Raw genomic sequence first — 19,968 nt, forward strand, 5'->3', positions numbered from 1 at the left:
CAGCATCGAAGTCGAAGCAGTGGGCACTTGGCAGTAGAGGTTGCGGTGCACGGCCGCTTGGGCTGATACTGGTCGCAACGAAAAAGGGAGGGGCATGTGAAGGTCGTCGCGTGTGCAGCAATGGGCGTGATGTTTGCATTTAGCTCAGGCGTTTCGGCGCAGATCCCGGTCGGCACGCCCGGCGGGATGCCGACCGGCGCGGGGTTGGGATCGGGCCTGTCGGCTCATGACGGCGACCGGGATGGCGGGATCGCGGATCAGGTCGATCGCGCCAGGCAGAACCAGAACACCAGCCGCGCGCCCGGCAAGGCGTCCAACGGCGGCGTCGCTGCGGCGGCCGATCTGGTCACCGGCGCGTCCGTCTTCGATCGCCGCGGAAAGCAGGTGGGATCGATCCAGGCGGTCAGCGGCGCAAGCGTCGTCGTCGCCGCCGACGGTGGCGCGGTTGCCGTGCCCGCAGAGGCGTTCGGCAAGGGGTCCAAAGGATTGATGATCGACCTGACCAAGGCCGAGTTCGACAAGCTGGTGGCAGGCGCGACTGGCGGTAAATAGGCCGTGGCGGGCGCAAGCTTTCAGAGAGTGGCGAGGCTAGCAGTAGGGTGGGAAGGGTAGCAGAAACCCTCCTCCAACTCACCCGTGCGCGGGGTGAGGTGACTCACGATATCTCCCAACAATCATGACCTTATCGGCGATTTCGATGATGGGCTGGCCGTCCCAACGGGGCGAGGTGGGCAGCGTACGGGATGGCGCGGAAGCGCAACTGTAGCCCGTATGGCGGCTGGGCTTTGTCGTGCGCGTCTTGTGGAATGCGAGCGCAACGGCGCTGGCCGGACGGGCAATCCGTGCCAAACAGGCTGTAATGCTCCGTTTGGTTGCGTACGGCCGAACGGCCAGCGGTCGCCGATCAACGCGCCCTCTTGTGCGGCTCTTCGCGAGCCATCTCACACCTCGACGGGCATCGGGCAAACTTCAGTAGAGCATCTTCCAGTCGTCTTCCCGCCACGCCAGAACCGCCTCGATCTGCACCAAAGCGGCGGTGTCGATCAGTTCGGCGCGACGGTCGGGAAACTGCACCAGCCCCACATCGTTGCGTCGGCGCTGCCACATGCGATCGGCATAGCCGCGCATCGCTTCGACATCGCGGCGATCATGCGTCGCGTTGGCGAGCAGCAGCAGGTTCTTGAAGTATATGGCGTTGAACGGCGGGGGTTGATCGTCGAGCCGTCCGTCGGCACCGAACCAGCGATGGCTCGCTGCGGCGATGCGGCGCGCCTCGGCAAGGTAGCGCGCGTCGCGGGTCGCGCGCCATAGCAGCACGTTGACGCCGACCGGGACCCCCTGGTTGTACGTCCACACCCGGCCCTCGATCGTGCCGTCCCGCTTGATGTGATCGGCGTAGAGCCCATCCGGACGCTGCAACGTCGCGTTGGTCCATCGGTAAAAGCGCAGCGCATCATCCAGGTAACCGCGTTCCCGCGTCAGCAGGTAAAGGCGCAGGCCCAGCTCCGCCGCGGGCATGTTCGACACGGTGTTGCGGTCGCCATTGTCGCGTTTCTGCGTCCATACCACACCGCCGGGCGACTTCAGTCCCTTCTCCTCGGACCAGCCCGAGCGGATCAGCGCGAAGATCGCACGGGCATTGGCCAGCGATGGAGCGTCGCCTCGGAACAGGTGGTGCTGCACCTCCGCCAGCCCGACCCATTCATTGTCGTCGTAATACAGGTCGTCTCCGTGCCCGAGCGGCGGCACCACCTTGGCAAGATGACCCGCGACACCGGTGGTCGAGGTCTTCGACCAGTACCGCTGCTGCGCCGCGCGCACCTTGGCGAGCGCGGGCGAGAAACGACGTCCCGCCGCGTCCGGCATCATCGCCAGGTCGAGCAGCGCGATGTGTGCCTGGGAGAAGGGCCATTCGGTCGAATAGCGCTCGTCGCCGGGCCGTGTCGGATGATATTCCCGGTACAGGCCGGTGCCGTCGTTGACCGCGAACGCCTTCTCCAGCGCCCCGTGCCACGCCAGTGCGCGTGCCATGGGCGAGGGCGCTAACGCAGCACCCGCGGGCGTCGCCGCGAGCGCCAGCGCACCGCCCAGAACGGTGCGGCGCGTGGGGAGGGGCGCCTGCATCAGAAGCGGAACCGCGCGCCAAGGGCGAACACGCGGCTCTCGTAACGGACGTCGCGGGGATAGCTGGCGTTCGCCAGCCCCGGCACAGCGCGCAGGGCGCGATAGGGGGAGCCGGTGATGTTGCTGACGTCGAAGGTCAGCGTCACCGCCTCGATCGCGGCGACGGACAGCGAGAAATCCAATCGCTCGATCGGGCGGTTGAACTCGGCACCGATCAACTGCCCGGCATTGTCGGTGGCGAAGAAATTGGTGACCCGCGACCGCCAGTTATACGCCAGCCGTGCCGATACCGGCCCCTTTTCATAGATGCCGACCGCGTTGTAGCTCCACTTCGACACGCCGGGGATATCGCTGTCCTGTCCGGTCGCACCCAGCGACAGCGGCAACGCCTGCGAGGCATCGATATAGGTGGCGTTGAGCTGCGTGCCGAAACCGCTCAGCCAGCCCGGCAGGAAGTCGAAGAAGGTCTGGAAGGCGACCTCTGCGCCCTGCAACCGTCCCTTGCCGCCATTCTCCGGCCGGTTGACGACGATCTGGCCATAGGGCGGGACATCGGTCGGCACGTTGAGGTTGGTGATGAAGCCCTGCACATCGCGGCGGAAGATCGCGCCGGTCAGGGAGCCGGTCTTCGAGAAGTACCATTCCAGCGACGCATCGTAGTTCTTCGACAGGATGGGTTGCAGGTTGATGTTGCCGCTGTTGCCGGTGATCGGCGGCGTGCCGTTGGGGTTGCCGATCGTGATCGCGGGATTGAGCTGATTATACTCCGGCCGGGTGCGCGTCTCGGTGGCCGACAGGCGCAGCTGCAACTGGTCGGTGAACTTGGCACGGAACGACGCGCTGGGGAGCACGTCGACATAGTTCTGGCGCGATGTGCTGGTGACCACGTCGCCCCCGACCAGCGCATTTCCGGTCAGCTTGGCCGCGGTATTGACCAGTCGCACGCCGATCACGCCGTCCACCGGCGTGCTGCCCACGTCGAAGCCATAGTGGAACTGCCCGTAAAAGGCGTAGGAGCGCTCCAGAGCGTCGAGCCGTTCGTTGCGGACATAGGCGGGGATGTCAGACGCCCATAGCGCCAGTTCAGCCTGAGCCGCCGGGGTGCCGATCTGCGCCAGGCCCCGGCGTGCCAGATCGCGAAGCGCCTCGATATTGCCGACGATCCCATCGCGCGTGGGCGCATACCATTGGCTGAGCGGTGGTGCCTGGCCGCCGCGGAATCCGGCGTCGATCGGCTCACCCGAGTCGCCACCGGGTATGTCGGTCAGCCGCAGGTTGAGTGGCCGCAACGTGGCGTAGCGCCCGCCGCTCTGCAGCCGCGCGTCGCGGTCGGTCAGGCGAAAGCCGACGTCGATCTGGTTGATGACCGGCAACTCGGTCTGAAGCTTCAGGTCGATCCGCCACTGGATACCCTTGCCCGTGGCCAGCGAGCGTCGGTCGTAGATGCCGCGCAGGATGTAGTTGTTGGGATCGTTCGCGTTGAAGCCCGGCAGGCCGAATGCCGCGCCGCCATCCTTGCCCCCGATGTCGAACACGACGTCCGCCGACTGGGCGCTACCCGGCGCGAAGTCGAGATTGTAGTCGGTATATTCGGCCTTGGAGTCGGTATAGGCGAAGTCGGTGGAAATCGTCGCGCGCTCTCCCTTCCAAGAGCCCCCGATCGCGCCCTGGAACGCGTTGGTGCGCCCGGCGCGCGTGCTTCGCGAAAAGTCGATGCCGCGGCCATTGGCGAAATCGGGCGTGACGGTCACGCTTTCCAGCGTGCCGGGCTCGGCGGCGTTGCGGACGATGTTGCTCAGCCGCGGATTGTCACTGACCAGGTTCAATCCCGCAAAGTCGTTGGCGACATCGGTGCGCGCGCCCTGGAACAGGCCGTCGATGTAGAATTCCAGGTTGTCGGCCGGGCGCCATTGAAGCGTTCCGTTCACCGACGGCCGCCAGCGCTTTCCGCGATCGTAATAGACGCCGGCGGATTCCGGCAGCACGAAGTTGCGGTCGCCGTCGACCGGCTGGTTCTGTCCCGGGCTGACGATGTTGCCGTTGATGTAGCGGGACGAGGTCAGGTAATGGAGCTGGGTGTAGGACACGTTCACCAATGCGCCGAGTTCGCCGATCGCGGTGTCCCAACGATCCGTCACCAGCACGTTGAAATTGGGATCGTATGTCTTCGCCTGATCGCCATAGGTGCCGCGAACCGCGCCCGCGATCTGGAACCCGTCAAAGTCGAACGGGCGCCGCGAACGCACGTTGATGAGGCCGGCGATGCCACCCTCGATCTGATCGGCACTGGTGGTTTTGTATACTTCCAGCCCGGCCAGCGCGCCGGCGGGGAAATCCTGCAAGGCGACGTTGCGCAGTTCCGCGGTGAACATCTCGCGGCTGTTGAACGTCGTGGTGAGGTTGGGTAGCCCGCGCACCTGCACGCCGCCGGCCTCGTCGCTGCTGCGGTTCACCTGCACGCCGGTGATGCGTGCCAGTGCCTCCGAGGCGTTGTTGTCGGGCAGCTTGCCGATATCCTCGGCCACCACCGCGTCGACGATCTGGTCCGAATTGCGCTTGAGCGCCTGAGCCGTCTGGAGACTGCGGCGCAGACCGGTGACGACGATGTCCCCGTTGGCGGGCGAGGCGTCGGGCGCCGCGGCGACGGCACCATCCGCAGCGGCGGGCGGCCCGGCCTGTGCGGCGGCCTGTGCTGGCGTGCTGTCCTGAGGCTCGGCCGCTGGGTTGGCCTGCGCAGAGGCGGCCGCCGGCCATAATGAGGCAACCGCGATCGCGAGGCCGGAGACTCGGGCAAGCTCCTGCAATGTCGTCATCGTCACTCTCCCATGTATTCTTGTCGTTGGTGTTTTAGTTCTGAAGCGGGCGCACCCAGGCGCGCATGACGGCGCATTGTTCGCCTGGCGGACCGAGCGAGCGCAGCCGGTACCGTCCCACCACCGCCGGGATCACGAATGTCTCGGCGTAATGGACCTCGTAGTCCGGGAACGCTCCCGACGGGCTCTCCACGATGGCAGCATTGCCGGCCACGAGGTTGAGGACGTTGAGCGTGCCATGGGTGTCGAGCTCGATCGTCGTGGCGAACCAGCTTCGTTCGGTCTCGATGAACTCCAGCGGATGCAACCCGGTCCGCTCGCGCCGCCAATCGCTCCCCGCATCGATCGTGCGCACCTGATTGACCAACTCGCCGCGCGTGAAGTCCTCGCGACGTGTCCAGTCAATGTTGGCGAGACCGTGTTCCAGATGGATCGGACGCGGGCGACCGTCCAGGCCCAGCCGACCCCAGTCCCACAGCTTGAAGGTGAAGATGTACGGCGTCGCGCTGATCTCCAGCACCATGGCGTTTCGTCCGGAACAATGGACTGTCCCAGCGGGGATCAGGAAGTGATCGTGGCGTCTGGCCGGCAGTCGGTTGACGAAGGCGTCGACGTCGGGCGGCGGACCGCCCGCCTGGGCCGTGGTGAGGGCCTGGGACACCATGTCCGGATCGGCCGTGTCGGTCAGCCCCAGATAGACGCTCGCATCATCGCCGGCATCGAGCAGATAGTAGCTTTCGTCCTGCGTATATGTCAGGCCGAACGCGTTGCGCGCGTAGTCGGCACGCGGATGCACCTGAAGCGACAGGTTGCCGCCGCCCATCGTGTCGAGCATGTCGAAGCGGATCGGGAACTCCGCCCCGAACCGATCCACGATGTCGCGCCCCAGCAGCGGCATGGGACGCAGCCTGACCAGATCGAGCGCCGGGATCTCGAACTGCCGGTCGCCGAACCCCAGCAGCAGGCTGTTCTCCTCAGGCACGCAGTCGAAGCACCAGGCATAATTTGGCGGCCCGTCAGGCAGGTCGAACCTCTCACGCATCCACTGACCGCCCCAGGGACCCGCGTCGAAGAAGGGGACGGTGCGGAACGGACAGCTCGCCGCGATGTCGAGCGCGTGGACGTACGTCTCCCCCGCGATCATGCGCGGTTCCGGCCCGTTCATCTCTATGACGAAGTGCGCGTCCGGCAGCAGCGCGTATTTGATCTCGTCACCAATCCGCCAGTCGATGAAGAACGCGCGTCGGTACTTCTCGGCGGGCCGGACCGAATAGTCGAGGCTCCCCAGGTTCGCGATCGCTCCGCCGCGCTGGCGCTGTTGCAGTTCCCATCTGGCCATAGAGACATGGACCAGCATGTCGCGCACAGGCATGACAACCGCCGCACCGGGCCCGACGACTACGGTGCGACGGCCCGGCACGCGCGATGCCCTCCACGCCGCGACCGCTGCGGTGTCGAGAAACGCGTGGATATCGATCGAGGGAAAGCGCGCGAACACCGGGTCGTCCCCCAGCAGCGTGCGCAGGTCCGCATCGAGTTGTTCCGGCTCCCGGAACAACGACATGGTGTCCACGATCTCGGCCTCGGGCCACGCGCCTCGCATCGCGTCGACAATGGCGGCGACCGGCGCGCCCGGATAGCATTCGACACACAGGTCCCCGGCGCCGGCCAGGCGGGGCAGGATCGCGTCCCATCCCCCAATACACAGGTCCGACCGTTCGTCCACGCGAACGACCGGCCGCTTGTCATAGCGGGTCATGACACACTCTCCCAAAGCGGGGTGGCACCGAGCAGCGCGGCGTCGGCGCCAAGCGTGCCGCGCAGCACACGCGGAGGCTCCCCCGGGCACCAGGCATGGCGGCGCACATGGTCCTGGATGAACGGCACGACCTCGTCCGCCGCCGCGACGCCACCGGTGACCAGCACGCGCGTGGCGTCATAGGCGTGGACCAGGTTGAGCGCGGCCGTCGCCCACGCTGTCAGGCACATGTCCCGAACGACGATCGCACCATCGTCGCCAGTCCGCGCGAGATCGAATACGGCCTTCAGGTTCGGCGCGGCCACGTCGTGAAGCGCGCTGGGTCGGGGCAGGGCCTCTATCAGGCGCGGCACGGCCCAGCTGGATGCAAGCGCCTCGGCGCACCCGATATTGCCGCACAGGCAGGTCGGGCCATCCATCGCGATTGTCAGGTGGCCGCCCAGGACGGAGGCGTGGCCGCTTCTGCCCCGAACCACCGCGCCGCCCATCAACGCCGCCGATCCGATGCCGGTACCGAGGCTCAGCAGGACGGCGTCGTCCTCGTTCCTCAGCGCGCCGAAGCGATGCTCGCCCAGAAGCGCCATGCGACCATCGACCTCGAGCAGGATCGGCAGATCGAGACTGTCGCGTGCCCAGGCGTCGAAATCGAGATCGACCGCGTCCTCATATTTACCGGCCGGGGTCGACACGACGCGCCCCGAAGCCGGATCGATCAGCCCGGGAAAGGCGAGGGCGACGCCCGTCACGGCGCCGCCCAGCCGCATTTCGTCCAAGGCGGCTTCAAGCATCGGCAGCATCGCGGCGATCGAGCCGGTCGACCCGACCTTCAGTTCCCGGCGGTCTTCGACAGCGGAGCCGCGAACGCGCGCGCAGGCGATGTGCGAGCCGCCGATGTCCACCGCGAGATAGCCCTTCATCGCGCCAGCCTCGCACCCGGATGCATCTCGCGCTCGATCTGCTCCAGCGATGCACCCTTGGTCTCGGGAAACCAGCGGAACACCAGCACGCACTGCGTCGCCATGCACAACGCAAAGAACAGGAAGGGCGCAGCCGGCGATGCCGCGGCGGCGATCGGGAAGAGCGCGGCGACCAGCGCGTCGAACAGCCAGATGGTCCCCGCGCCCAGCGCCTGTCCAGCGGCGCGGAACCGCGCGGGGAAGATCTCGCTCAGATAGACCCAGATCACCGCACCCTGCGACGTGGCGAAGGCCGCGATGAAGCCGACGAGCACGCCGACCATCAGATAGCGGGGTAACAGGCCCAGCATGATCGCGGTCGCGGCCAGCAACAGCACCGACATCGCGGCGCCCCCCGCCAGCAACAGCGGCCGTCGGCCCAGCCGGTCGATGAGCAGCATGCCGACCGCAGTGAAGACGAGGTTCGCAAGACCCACGGCAACCGCCTGCAGGTCGGCGGACACTTGCCTGAAGCCCGCCGCCGCGAAGATGTCGTTAAGATAATAGAGGATCGCGTTGATGCCGGTGAGCTGGTTCAGCGCGCCGATGACGATCGCGAGCATCGCAGGACGGCGCGCTTCGGTCCACAGGGCGGACAGTGACACGGTTGCGGCCGGAGCTGGATGAGGATCGTCAACCAATTGGTGGCCGTGCAGCAGCATCGCTGCCTGTGCCGCCTCCTCGCGTCGGCCGCGCAGCATCAACGAACGCGGACTGTCGGGAACGAAGACGAGCAGGACCTGGAAGAGGATTGCAGGAAGCGCGGTCAGCCCCAGTTTCCATCGCCAGGCGTCCCCGGCGCCGACCGTCGCCCCAACCGCAGCATTGCTGACATAGGCGACCAAAATGCCGACAACGATGCTGATCTGAAAGCTTCCCACGACCGCGCCGCGACGCTCTGCAGGCGCTATTTCAGCGAGATATACCGGCGCGAGAACCGACGACGCGCCGATGGCGACGCCGGCCATGATCCGAAAGAGGATCAGCGAACTCCAGCTCCAGGCGAACGCGCACCCGAACCCGGAGAACAGGTAAAGCGCCGCCGCCAACCGCAATCCGGCGCGTGCGCCGCGGCGGTCGCCATAGACACCGGCCAGGGCGGCGCCGACCATTGTGCCAAGAAGCGCGGACGACACCGTGACGCCCAGCGCGGCGGCGGACAGCCCGAACTGCTGACGCAGAGCCTCCGTCACGCCCGCGATCACGGCGGTGTCGAAGCCGAACAGCAGACCCGAGAGCGATACGGCAAATGCCGTGAACAACAGGCGCGGGCGTACTGCTCCACTGCTTACCACGCGCCTCTCCCGTTCTCATGGCGGTGGTCCCGACGGCCCGCCATTTGCTTGTTTTGCTTCATTCCAGCGTGACCAACGCCGCGCGGCCCGGTGCGCCATGACGCAGCGGAAGGAGGGCACAATCGACCCAAGGACAGATTAGGTCAATCCAAAAAACAAGTAAGTAGAAGTTTAAGCGGGGGGGCTGTCGCGTTGCCGTTGTGTGAAGCCGGGGAGGGGGTTACCTGCACTGTCGAACAGCGCCTCCTTTCCCTCCGGAGTAAGTCTCTTGTCTCTGCATAAACACGCGTCGGCAGGAGAGGGCGGATCGGGATCGCGCGCATTGCACGGCACGAACCCGGCCCGAGCGGGGGAGCGGAATCAGCGTCTGGTGCTGGAGGCGATATTGCGCGCCGGGGAGTGCACCCGCCTGCAATTGGCCGAACAGACCGGACTTTCCTCCGCCGCCATCGCGAACATCACGCAACGGCTGGCGGATCGCGGCTTCATCTTTGAAAAGGGACGTCGCACCGGGGTTCGCGGCATGCCCGCGATCCGCTTTGCCGTGAACCCCGATGGCTGCTTCAGCTACGGCGTCAACATCGACCGCGACCATGTCAGCCTTGTCGCGCTCGATCTCACCGGCGCCGTCCGCGCCCGCTACACGCAGGAGATCGACTTCGCCTCACCGAAGGCCGTGCTGACGTTCATGGGCGATGCCGTTGCATCGCTGCTGGCAAGCGGTTCGGTCGCGCGCGACCGGATCATCGGGATGGGCGTCGCACTGCCCGGCGGGCTCGGTCACGTCGACCTGCCCGGGCTCACCCCCGAATACGCCGAATGGGACACGATCGATCTGACCTCTCTCGTGAGGCAGGTCGGACCCTGGCCGGTCGTGGTGGAGAATGATGCCGCCGCCGCCGCGATCGGCGAAGCCAGGTTCGGCAGCGGGGTCGCCCATCGCAGCTTCTTCTACATCCTGCTGTCGGCGGGATTGGGCGGCGGCATCGTGGTCGCCGGTAACTATCATCACGGCGTGACGGGCAGGGCGGGGCGCATCGGCTTCCTCGCGGATGCGGCGGGTCGCTCGCTCCAGTCCATCGTGTCGCTATCCGCGCTGAAAGCGGACCTGGCGTCGCATGGCTTCGCGCCCATCCCGCCTGCCGATCTGGCGAACGCGGAGCCTGCCGCGATGTTGGTGATCCGGCAGTGGATAGAGCGTGCGGCGGATGCGCTGGCCGAGCCGGTATCCACGATCAACTGCCTGATCGATCCGGGCGCCATCGTCATCGGGGGCCGGCTGCCGGTGCCGCTGATCGCGGAACTGGCCGAGGCGGTCGCTCGCCGCACGCAGACCGTGGACGAGTCGATCGTACCTTCGGCCCCCGTCATAACGGCGCAACTCGCCGCCGATGCGCCTGCGATCGGGGCGGCGATCCTGCCTTTCAACGACCTCGTCTTCCTGTCGGCGGGCGGCTGAGCCGGCGCGGGTCAGAAGCGTTCGGTGAGCAGTCTCGGATAGCGGTCGGCGACAGCGGCGATCATCTGGCCAAACATGCCGTTGACCCAGGCGAACCACGACCGCGTGAAGATCGCCGGGTCGTCCTTGTTGAAGGATTCGTGCATGAAGCCCGTTCCCGCATGGGTCGCCTTCAGCGTCCGCAGGCACGCGCGAACGACATCCTCATCCCGCGTCACCATCGCACGGGCGATGATTGCCATTGGCCATACCTGGTCCAGGCCCATGTGCGGACTGCCTATGCCGCTTGCGGCGCGACCCTGCACGAAGAACGGGTTGCGCGGGCTCCACGCCAGGGCAGCGGTCCGCTGATAGAGCGGATCTTCCACTCCGGCCGCTTCGATCAACGGCAACCCGTACAGGCTGGGATTGCCGGCATCGTCGGCGAACAACCAGTTGCCGAAGCCATCCACTTCATACGCCCAGACCTGGCCGCCGCGGCCATCGGGAACGATCGCGTGCGCGCGCAGCGCAGCCTCCACCTCGCTCGCCAGCGCCTCTGCCGCCGCCGCGGCTGCGGTGTCGCCGCGCGCCTCGCGGTGGACGCGGGCGACCTGGCGCAGGCTGGACACGGCGAACAGGTTGGCGGGCACCAGGAACGGATAGACGCAGGCGTCGTCGGAGGGTCGGAACGCCGAGTGGATAAGGCCGACCTTGTTCGATGGCGGCCCATAGCCATCCAGCATCAGGCTGTCCGTGGGGATCTTCGTCAGCCGTTGGTATGTGTACGGTCCGGGATGGTCCTTGCGTTGCTGTACGCGGAACGTGTCGACGATCAACGCGGCCGATCGGCTCCACACGTCGTCGAAGGGGGTTCGGTCGCCGGTGATCTTCCAGTAATCGTGCGCCAGGCGCATCGGATAGCACAGGGAATCGATCTCCCATTTGCGCTGGGCCACGCCAGGTTTCATCTCCGTGGCGTCCAGGGTGGCGGAATCCAGGTTCGACTTCGCTTGCGGATCGCGGACGAACGCGTTGGCGTAGGGGTCGATCAGGATGCAGCGGGCCTGGCGCTGGATCAACCCGTGCAGCATGACCCGCAATCCCCGGTCGGTCCCGGCAAGATGCAGGTAAGGTTCCACCTGAACCGCGCTGTCTCGAAGCCACATGGCATCGATGTCGCCGGTGATGACGAAGGTGTCGGGTTTGCCGTCGATCTCTCCGGTGAACACTGTAGTATCGAGCGTATTCGGGTAGCAGTTCTCGAACATCCAGGCGAGTTCGGGGTCGGCGATCCGGGCCTTCAGGCGCAACAATTCGCGTTCGACGGCGGCACTGACGAACCTGCGTTTGGTCACAGGTGGCCGCTTGCTGACGAAGGTGGCGGCAGATGCCTGCTCCACGCTGGTGCCCGCAACCGTCAGCGCGGCGACGCCCCCGATGACTGCGCGACGCGTCGGTTGCATATCCTTCTCCCTGGCACGTCACGGCTTCGCTGCGTCCGTGACATGGTCGGTGTGGCACGCGTATCCCATCGCCGCAATCAAAAACAAAGTAAGTAGAGGATTGACGGCGGCATGTGCTAGCGTCGACGCGACGCAGGCCGGCAGCGACCGCGCGCGAGCCTGCCGGGCCGGCGGGCCCGAACCAGATGAGGAGAGGATGGCATGCACCACAGGCACAGTGCTCAGCAGCAGGCCCGGTATTCATGATCGACCGCCGCACAATCCTCGCCGCCTCCGCGGCTCTGGCCGTCCAGCCGACTTGGGCCGCCACCCCATCGTTCGCGTCGAAGCGCCCGAAGCCTGCCGACCGGCGCTTCCACAGCGCAGCGGCGGAGCGTGAGATCAGCCGGGTGAAGACCATCATCGCCGACCCGAAACTGGCGTGGATGTTCGAGAACTGCTTCCCCAACACACTCGACACGACCGTTTTGTCGGTGACACGGGACGACGGGTTCGTGATCACCGGCGACATCCCGTGCCTGTGGCTGCGCGATTCCTCGGCCCAGCTCAGGCCCTATCTTCACCTGGCCGCATCCGATCCCGACCTGACGCGACTGTTCCGCGGCCTGATCGCGCGTCACGCACGCTGCGTCCTGATCGATCCGTACGCCAACGCCTTTCTGCAGAACCCGAACGCGCGCTCCGACCTCGAATCCTCTTTGCACGACCAGACGACGATGAAGCCAGGGGTGGCGGAGCGGAAGTGGGAGGTGGACTCGCTTTGTTACGTTCTTCGACTGGCGTCGAGCTACTGGCGCGCGACGAAGGACCGCGCTCCGTTCACCGCCGAATGGGCCCAGTCGGCGCGAGTCATCATCCGCACCTTTCGCGAGCAACAGCGCAGGGGCGATGCAGGACCCTATCGCTTCCAACGACGCGACGTGCAGCCGACTGAGACGCTGTTGTGGGGCGTCGGCAACCCCACTCGGAAGGTGGGATTGATCCATTCCAGCTTTCGTCCCTCCGACGATGCGACGATCCTGCCCTTCCTGATCCCGGCCAACATGTTCGCGGCACGGACGCTTCGCGAACTCGCTGACGTGGCTTCGCAGGCGCGCGGAGACAGCGAACTCGCCGCCGACGCAGCGGCGCTGGCCGGAGAGATCGAGGCCGCGCTTGCGGCGCACGGCCGGATGCGATTGGCCGATGGCGGGGAGGTCTGGGCCTTCGAGGTGGATGGGTTCGGCAACGCGATCTTCATGGACGATTGCTGTGAATTGTCGTTGTCCGGCCTCGCATTTCTCGGATGCGTCGCGGCGGATGATCCGGTGTGGCGGCGCACGGAGGCGGCGGCGTGGAGCGAGCGCAACCCCTGGTTCGTGCGTGGCCGCGCGGGGAAGGGGCTGGGGGGACCGCACGCCGGCTTCGACCTGATCTGGCCGATGGCGACCATCGTGCGCGCGTTCTCGAGCAACGATGACCGGCTGATCCGAGCCTGCCTGAAGTCGTTGCGCGACACCGACGCCGACACCGGCTTCGTCCACGAGACGTTTCACAAGGACGACGCCACTCGGTTCACCAGGCCTTGGTTCGCCTGGGCCAATGGTCTTCTGGGCGAGCTGATCGTGCATCTGGCCGACACCAAGCCGCATGTTCTGCGTGAGGCGCTCTAGGAACGGCCCAGAAGGCCTCAAGCCCACCGCTGCTGTTTTTGTAAGGCGGCAGCGGAGCGTAGCGTGCTCTAGCGTAGCGCCGGGTGGAGCGTTGGTTCCGCTGCTCGTGCGATCCGGCGTGTTGTCCGCAGGCCCAGACCGAACCATTGATCGGACCAGCCGCTGCTTGCACCCAACCGAACGTTCGGCCGCCGATCCAAGCCACAGACGCGGCGGCACGAAGCATTTCTTTCAATTCCTACTCTGCTAATGGAGTATGCTTCCTGCCTGGAGGTGAGGCATGGCATCCACCGCGTCTTCGTTGCCGATCGCCGACGCCGTCGAGGCGCTCGGGATCGCGCGTCGGGCTGCTCGGTCGCAGACGGGGCGGCGGGAGGTCGAGCGATTCCCTTCACGCGCCGCCGTGGAGCGCGTTGTGGCGCTGCTGGCGGCTGCGCTTTATCCGCGCCGGCTGGGTGGCATGCGCGGACGCGTGGAGGACGAGGACGGCTTCGTCGCCGCAAAGCTGCTCGCCGCCGCGTCCGACCTGGAGCATGAGGTCGTGGCCGAGCTGCGCTACTGGGAGGAAGAACGGCCGGGCGTCCGTTTCGAGCCGGATCACGCGTCCACGGTGGTGCGGCTGTTGCTGGCGTCGCTGGGCGAGGTCCGTCGGCTGATCGACGGCGATATCGATGCAGCCTTCATCGGCGATCCCGCGGCGCAGAGCGTTGACGAGATCCTGGTCGCCTATCCCGGCGTGATCGCGATGCTGCATCATCGCCTCGCGCATGTGCTGAACGAACTCGGCCTGCCGATCGTCGCGCGACTGATTTCCGCCATCGCCAACACCGCGACGGGAATCGACATCCATCCCGGTGCGACGATCGGAGAGGCGTTCTTCATCGACCACGGCACCGGCGTCGTGATCGGCGAGACCGCGATCGTAGGCGACCGGGTCAGGCTCTACCAGCACGTGACGCTGGGCGCGCGCACGCCGCCGGCGGTCGCCGGTGTCGGTCCGCGTGAACGCCATGCGCGGCATCCGGTGGTGGGTGACGATGTCGTGATCTACGCCGGCGCAACGATCCTCGGCCGGGTCGTGATCGGCAATGGCGCCACCATCGGCGGCAACGTCTGGCTGCTCGACGATGTCGCGGCCGGCGCGGTGGTCGTGCAACCGGCGGCGAGCAGCCTGTCTGCGAGGCACGCCACCATCGTGCGCGAGACGCTGGCGGAGACGGGCCGATGATCGGCGCCACTCCTTCCCCGGTCATCGGCGTGCTGTGCTGCAACGAGGTCGCCGGCCGCGCGGTGCAGGTCGTCGCAAGCCGTTTCGTGGAGCCCCTCGCGACGATCGCCGGCGCGACCGTGCTGCTGGTGCCGGCGCTGACGGCGGTGACCGATCCGGCTGCGGTCGTGCCGCTGCTGGACGGGCTTCTCCTCACCGGCTCACGATCGCACGTCGCACCCTCCCGCTACCGGTCGGATGTCACCGCTCCGCCGGATCAGGTCGACGAGCAGCGCGACGAGGTGGCGCTGCGCCTGGCGGAACGGATGATCGAGGCGGGCAAGCCGGTCTTCGGCATCTGCCGCGGCATGCAGGAACTGAACGTGCTGTTCGGCGGCACGCTGACCGATGATGCGGCAGGGCGCGGTCATCATGGCGGATCGTGGGAGGACGGGTACGATCGGTTGTTCGAACATCGCCACGATGTCGACCTGACGGGCGGAGGCGTGCTGGAGCGGATCACGGGCGCCGGGCGGTTGTCGGTCAGCTCCGTCCACCAGCAGGGCGTCGATCGGCTGGGCTCCGGCCTGAAGGTCGAGGCGGTGGCGACTCATGACAGTCTGGTCGAGGCTTTCGGCGGCACCGCCTGCGGGGCAGAGGTGCTGGCGGTGCAATGGCATCCGGAATGCGACGTCGGCAACTCGCCGGCAAGCCGCGCCTTTTTCGCGCATGTCGGCGATAGCGCCCGCCGGGCTCGCGCCGTGACGCCCGCCATTCGCACCCCGCGTCCGCTCACGGGCGGCCGGTACGTCGGTCATTGATCCAGCAAGAAGGAGGCGGGGATGAAGATGGTCAAATCGCGTGTCGCTTTGCTGTTCGGGACAGCGTTGATGACGGCCGCATGCGCGAAGCACGAAGACGCAGCCAATGTCGTCACCACCAACGACACGGTGGTCACCGACGAGACGAGCGACTTCAACGATGCCGCAAGCGACCTCAACACGTCCGCCGACACGCCTATTACCAACGAAGCCTTTGCCAAAGCAGGCGCTGCCAACGCGGCGGCTACTGCGAATTGAACCGGACGATCGACCGATCACTCGAACACGCGCGGTGAAGCTCCCGGCGTAACCTGGGGCCCGGCAGCGATGCCGGGCCCTTTTTTCGGTCGATGATCTGTGGGCCGACCCGCTTCGGTGCGAGACGACCTTGCATTAGTTCGCAGCGCCCAAGCCTCTGCGGAGCAACTCAGCTTCGACTTGCGGCCCTGCTGGAGATGCTACCTCCCCGTTCGGCCTGCCGTTGCGGGCTTTCCGGACGGCGCGCTCGTCACCGGACCGTCGCTGACCGGGGTTGCCGCGTCGCCCGTGCTAATGCGTGAGCCATCGGCATTGAGGCCCAGATCCTTGAGCAGCGGCCCGACCTGCGGATCGGCGCCGTTGAAGTTGCGGAACATCGGCGCGTAATCCTCAGTGTGGCCCTTGGAGAGGACCATGTCGCGAAAACGCTGGCCGTTTGCGCGCGTCATTCCGCCATTCTGCTCGAACCAGTTGAATGCGTTCGCGCTCAGCATCTTGGTCCAGCTATAGGCGTAATAGCCCGCCGAATAGCCATTGCCCCAGATGTGGAGAAAGTAGCTGGAGCGGTAGCGGGGCGGGACGTCTGCCACGTCGAGCCCGGTGGCGGCGAGCGCCTGCGCCTCGAACGCATCGGGGTTCTGCTTGCCTTGCGCCGTGGTCAGCGAGTGCCAGCTCATGTCCATTTCGGCTGCGGCCAGCGCTTCGCCGAAGGAATAGCCCGAGTTGAACGTCCCGGCGCGCTTGATCTTGTCGACCAGCGATTGCGGGATGACGGTTCCATCCCGGTAGTTGACGGCATAGTGCGGCAGCACCTTGGGATCGAGCGCCCAATGCTCATTGAACTGCGACGGGAACTCGACGAAGTCCCGCGCGGTGTTGGTACCAGACACACTGGGATAGGTCTGGTTCGCGAACAGGCCGTGCAGCGCGTGGCCGAATTCGTGGAACATCGTGATCACGTCGTCGTAGCTGATCAACGCCGGCTGCCCGGCTGCCGGCTTGGTGAAGTTGCCGACGTTGTAGATCACCGGCTTGGTGCCGTTCAGTCGCGACTGGTTGACGAAATTCGACATCCACGCGCCGCCGTTCTTGTTGTCCCTCTTCCAGTAGTCGAAGTACATCAGGCCGACCGACGTGCCGTTCGCCTCCGTAACCTCATAGACCATCACGTCAGGTTGATAGACGGGAATGTCGGTGCGGCGTTTGAAGTTCAGGCCGTAGAGCTGATTGGCGGCGTAGAAGACGCCGTCGGTCAGCACCTTGTTGATCTCGAAATAAGGCTTCAGCTCGTCCTGATTGAGGTCGTACTTCGCCTTGCGCACCTGTTCGGAGTAGAAGTCCCAGTCCCATGGCTTGAGCGGAAAGGTGCCGCCGGTCGCCTTGATCTGCGCCTGCAACTCCGCGGCCTCGCGGCGCTGCTCTGCCGCGACGGGCGTGCCGAGCTGTTGCATGAAGCCAAGCGCGGTCTTCGGGTTCTTCGCCATCTGATCCTGGAGCACGTAGTCGGCCCAAGTCGGGTAGCCGAGCAGTTTCGCCTTTTGCGCGCGCAGGAACGCGATCTGCGCGATGGTGTCGCGCGTGTCGTTCGCGTCGCCCTTCGCGGCGCGCGTCCAGCTGGCGCGGAACAGTGCCTCACGCGTCGCACGGTCCTTCAGGGTGGCGAGCTCGGGCTGCTGCGTCGTGTTCTGAAGCGTCAGCACGTACTTGCCCGCCAGGCCACGTGCCTTGGCGGCGTCGGCCGCTGCGGCGATCTCCGCATCGGACAGGCCCGCCAGCTTCTGCTTATCGCTTACGATCAGCGCGCCGGCCTTGGCCGCGGCGAGCAGCTTCTGCTGAAAGGCGGTTTCGAGCGTCGAGAGCTGCGCGTTGTACTTCCCCAGCGTCACCTTGTCGGCGGGTGAGAGCTGCGCCCCCGCCCGCACCATGCCCTCGTAAGTCAGGGTAAGGACCTGCACCTGCTCCGGATCGAGCCCCAGCGACTGGCGCTCGTCGTACAGCGTCTTCACGCGCGCGAAGAGCGCCGGGTCGAGGTTGATCGCGTCCTGGTGTGCGGCGAACTTCGGCGCCAGATCGGCCTGCGTCTTCTGCAGCGTGTCGTCGGTGTTGGCGCCGACCACACCGTAAAAGGCCATGCTGGCACGCTCCAGCAGGCGGCCCGACCGCTCCATCGCGTCGATCGTGTTCTCGAACGTCGGTGCACTGCGCGCGCGCGTGATTGCCTTTATCTCCGCCCTTTGCGCGGCCATGCCGGCGAGGAGCGCGGGTGCGTAGTCGGCGCTCTTGATGCGATCGAACGGTGGCGCCTGAAACGGCAGCGTGCTCGGCTGCGCGAATGGACTAGAGGCGGGCAGCGGCGCAGGCGACGCAGCGGCAGGCGCGGCGTTCTGGGCGAGCGTGGTGGTCGACATCAGCATGATCGTGGCAGCGGCGGCGAGAAAGCGCATGGATGCTCCATCAACGGGGTACGGCGCGGGGGATGCACCCGCTTGAAGCTCGGAGCAAGGGAGTGGGTGCGTGCGGCCGATCGTAGATCCCACTACGCGCGATGCGAAGGCCAGCCTCGGCTCGCGTGCGGGTTCGCACGCGGAGAAGGTGGCCGAAAGAGCGATTTCTGGATCATCAGGTTGGCGGACGCGTCTGTTGCTCCCTCATCTTCCACTCCGCAGTGCGCAGCGTGACATATTCCCGTAGGAGTTGCACCCGTCGTGGGCGGAAGTTGCTTGCACCTCGTTCCAGCGCTTCGATCCGGGGCACCTCGAACGTCCTGTAGGCCCCGCGTACCAGGCACCAGGCGACGAGCATCAAGGTCCGGGGGCTGTAGGACATGCCGAGCGGCAGGATCTCGCGTTCGGTCCGCCGCTCATGTGTGTCCCGATAGGCGATCCGAACGCTGAACTCGTCCCAGCAGGCTTCGCGCAAGAGATCGAGATCGATCGTGACGACGGCGCGGGGTTCGGCCGGGCGCCAGGACCGTATCGTCGCATGCGCCGCCTGCCGCGCTTGCCGATCCGGCAAGGTGGCGACGATCCGCGCAAGCGCGTTGCGTCCCGCGGTCGTGAGCGCATCGTCGCCCAGATCGCCCAGGCTCGCCACACCCAGCATGAGCGCCTCGATTTCAAGACGCGAGAAGCTCTGCGGCGGCAAAGCCGGATCCTCGGTCAGCGTGTAGCCATAGCCCGCCGCCCCGTCGACCAGCACCCCGCCCGCGCGCAACGTCGCGATGTCGCGGTACAATTGCCGCGTCGAGACTTCCGTCTCCGCCGCTAACCGGATCGCCGTCACCGGCTTGGGAAGCCGCCGCAACGCTTCGAGCAATCGCATCAGGCGGTCCGATCGTGCCATCCCTGCTGCCCGGAATTGTCAGGAGCGTCTTCGTAGATCGACTGCGTCACTCGAAGCAAGGAACAAGCCGATGCGCACGCTCTATTACTCGCCCAATTCGCGGTCCGACACGGTCGTCGCACTCGCACGCATGCTCTCCGCCGACCTCGAAATGCGCGAGGTCACCATCGCGCGACAGGACGGGTCAGGCAGCCGCGATCCCGCCAACCCGCACCCCGAGGGCAAGGTACCCTATCTGACCGATGGCGAGGACGCCGTTCGCGAACGCGGCGCCATCATGCTCTACCTGACGGACGCCTATCCCGATGCAGGTCTGGGGCCCTTGTCGGGCGAGGCGCAGCGCGGTGCCTATCTGTCATGGCTATTCTATTATCAGGGCGTCATGGAACCGCTGCTGATCCTGAAAGGGGCGAACGTCAGCAATCCCGCGCTCACCGCGAGCCTGCGCGACTTCGATACGATGGTCGAGCGACTGGCCGAGCCGCTCCGTCGCGGGCCGTGGCTGCTCGGCGACCGTTTCTCCGCGGCCGATATGCTGTGCAGTTCTCCGTTCCTATGGTTTGCCGATATGACGCCTGCGGATCCGGCCATCCGCCAATGGGTCGAGCGCTGCGGTCAACGGGTCCGTCCTGACGCGAAGTAGAGCCATATCGCACTGACCCGGTGGTTCCGCCGAACACCGGGTCAGTGCAAGGTCTTGGTTAAGTGCGTCCGTCAAGCAGGGTTGGTTTGGTGTGGATCCGCTGTCTCAACGAAGCCCGAGACCGCAATCTTCTTGATCATCGTGCCTCCTTCCATGCACAAAAGACGGACTGCAACTATTCCCTGGGGTTCTGG

15 protein-coding genes are annotated in these 19,968 nt (G+C 66.2%); 7 read left to right on the forward strand and 8 right to left on the reverse strand.

Annotated features, from left to right (window positions below):
• Positions 1-126: 126 nt before the first annotated feature.
• Complete coding sequence (locus tag BMX37_RS10175; RefSeq protein ID WP_139198067.1) at positions 127-552, forward strand: hypothetical protein; 426 nt, start codon at positions 127-129, stop codon at positions 550-552.
• Between the two features lie 417 nt (positions 553-969).
• Here BMX37_RS10175 and BMX37_RS10180 read toward each other — a convergent pair whose 3' ends face one another.
• From BMX37_RS10180 to BMX37_RS10200, 5 genes are read right to left on the reverse strand one after another with little or no spacing between them, the layout of a single operon-like run.
• Positions 970-2,124, reverse strand: a complete 1,155-nt coding sequence (locus tag BMX37_RS10180; protein WP_093665609.1) for a glycoside hydrolase family 76 protein — start codon at positions 2,122-2,124, stop codon at positions 970-972.
• On the reverse strand, positions 2,124-4,937 hold the full coding sequence (locus tag BMX37_RS10185) for a TonB-dependent receptor (protein ID WP_093665610.1): 2,814 nt from the start codon (positions 4,935-4,937) through the stop codon (positions 2,124-2,126). The genes BMX37_RS10180 and BMX37_RS10185 overlap by 1 nt, the downstream gene beginning before the upstream one ends.
• Positions 4,938-4,971: 34 nt before the next feature.
• Positions 4,972-6,696 (reverse strand): class I mannose-6-phosphate isomerase, encoded by a 1,725-nt coding sequence (locus BMX37_RS10190; protein WP_093665611.1) that lies wholly within the window; start codon positions 6,694-6,696, stop codon positions 4,972-4,974.
• Positions 6,693-7,613, reverse strand: a complete 921-nt coding sequence (locus BMX37_RS10195) for an ROK family protein (RefSeq protein ID WP_093665612.1) — start codon at positions 7,611-7,613, stop codon at positions 6,693-6,695. The genes BMX37_RS10190 and BMX37_RS10195 overlap by 4 nt, the downstream gene beginning before the upstream one ends.
• Complete coding sequence (locus BMX37_RS10200; protein WP_244501520.1) at positions 7,610-8,947, reverse strand: sugar porter family MFS transporter; 1,338 nt, start codon at positions 8,945-8,947, stop codon at positions 7,610-7,612. Before BMX37_RS10200 ends, BMX37_RS10195 begins: the two co-directional genes overlap by 4 nt.
• A gap of 268 nt (positions 8,948-9,215) precedes the next feature.
• Between BMX37_RS10200 and BMX37_RS10205 the strand changes: the two genes are divergently transcribed.
• Positions 9,216-10,406, forward strand: a complete 1,191-nt coding sequence (locus BMX37_RS10205; protein WP_093665613.1) for an ROK family transcriptional regulator — start codon at positions 9,216-9,218, stop codon at positions 10,404-10,406.
• Positions 10,407-10,417: 11 nt separating this feature from the next.
• Here BMX37_RS10205 and BMX37_RS10210 read toward each other — a convergent pair whose 3' ends face one another.
• Complete coding sequence (locus BMX37_RS10210) at positions 10,418-11,851, reverse strand: glycoside hydrolase family 125 protein (protein ID WP_093665614.1); 1,434 nt, start codon at positions 11,849-11,851, stop codon at positions 10,418-10,420.
• A gap of 242 nt (positions 11,852-12,093) precedes the next feature.
• Here BMX37_RS10210 and BMX37_RS10215 point away from each other — a divergent pair, with 242 nt between their 5' ends.
• The 4 genes from BMX37_RS10215 to BMX37_RS10230 all read left to right on the forward strand — a co-directional run bounded on the left by BMX37_RS10215 (position 12,094) and on the right by BMX37_RS10230 (position 15,789).
• Complete coding sequence (locus tag BMX37_RS10215) at positions 12,094-13,503, forward strand: glycoside hydrolase family 125 protein (RefSeq protein WP_093665615.1); 1,410 nt, start codon at positions 12,094-12,096, stop codon at positions 13,501-13,503.
• 280 nt (positions 13,504-13,783) lie between these two features.
• Positions 13,784-14,731 (forward strand): serine O-acetyltransferase EpsC, encoded by a 948-nt coding sequence (epsC, locus tag BMX37_RS10220; protein ID WP_093665616.1) that lies wholly within the window; start codon positions 13,784-13,786, stop codon positions 14,729-14,731.
• The gene (locus BMX37_RS10225; RefSeq protein WP_170841921.1) at positions 14,728-15,531 is read left to right on the forward strand and encodes a gamma-glutamyl-gamma-aminobutyrate hydrolase family protein; all 804 of its coding nucleotides are present in this window, start codon (positions 14,728-14,730) and stop codon (positions 15,529-15,531) included. Before epsC ends, BMX37_RS10225 begins: the two co-directional genes overlap by 4 nt.
• Positions 15,532-15,552: 21 nt before the next feature.
• Positions 15,553-15,789 (forward strand): hypothetical protein, encoded by a 237-nt coding sequence (locus tag BMX37_RS10230; protein ID WP_093665617.1) that lies wholly within the window; start codon positions 15,553-15,555, stop codon positions 15,787-15,789.
• Between the two features lie 200 nt (positions 15,790-15,989).
• On the opposite strand, the gene BMX37_RS10235 is transcribed toward BMX37_RS10230, so the two are convergent.
• Both BMX37_RS10235 and BMX37_RS10240 read right to left on the reverse strand, forming a co-directional pair.
• Positions 15,990-18,233 carry a M3 family metallopeptidase gene (locus tag BMX37_RS10235; RefSeq protein ID WP_093665618.1) on the reverse strand — a complete coding sequence of 748 codons (2,244 nt, stop codon included), beginning with the start codon at positions 18,231-18,233 and terminating at the stop codon, positions 15,990-15,992.
• A 175-nt stretch (positions 18,234-18,408) separates the two neighbouring features.
• Positions 18,409-19,110: a helix-turn-helix transcriptional regulator gene (locus tag BMX37_RS10240; protein ID WP_244501529.1), complete on the reverse strand. Its 702-nt coding sequence runs from the start codon at positions 19,108-19,110 to the stop codon at positions 18,409-18,411.
• Between the two features lie 91 nt (positions 19,111-19,201).
• Here BMX37_RS10240 and BMX37_RS10245 point away from each other — a divergent pair, with 91 nt between their 5' ends.
• Positions 19,202-19,774 (forward strand): glutathione S-transferase family protein, encoded by a 573-nt coding sequence (locus BMX37_RS10245; RefSeq protein ID WP_093665620.1) that lies wholly within the window; start codon positions 19,202-19,204, stop codon positions 19,772-19,774.
• Positions 19,775-19,968: the final 194 nt, after the last annotated feature.

The organism is Sphingomonas gellani, assembly GCF_900110035.1.
Lineage (GTDB): Bacteria > Pseudomonadota > Alphaproteobacteria > Sphingomonadales > Sphingomonadaceae > Sphingomonas > Sphingomonas gellani.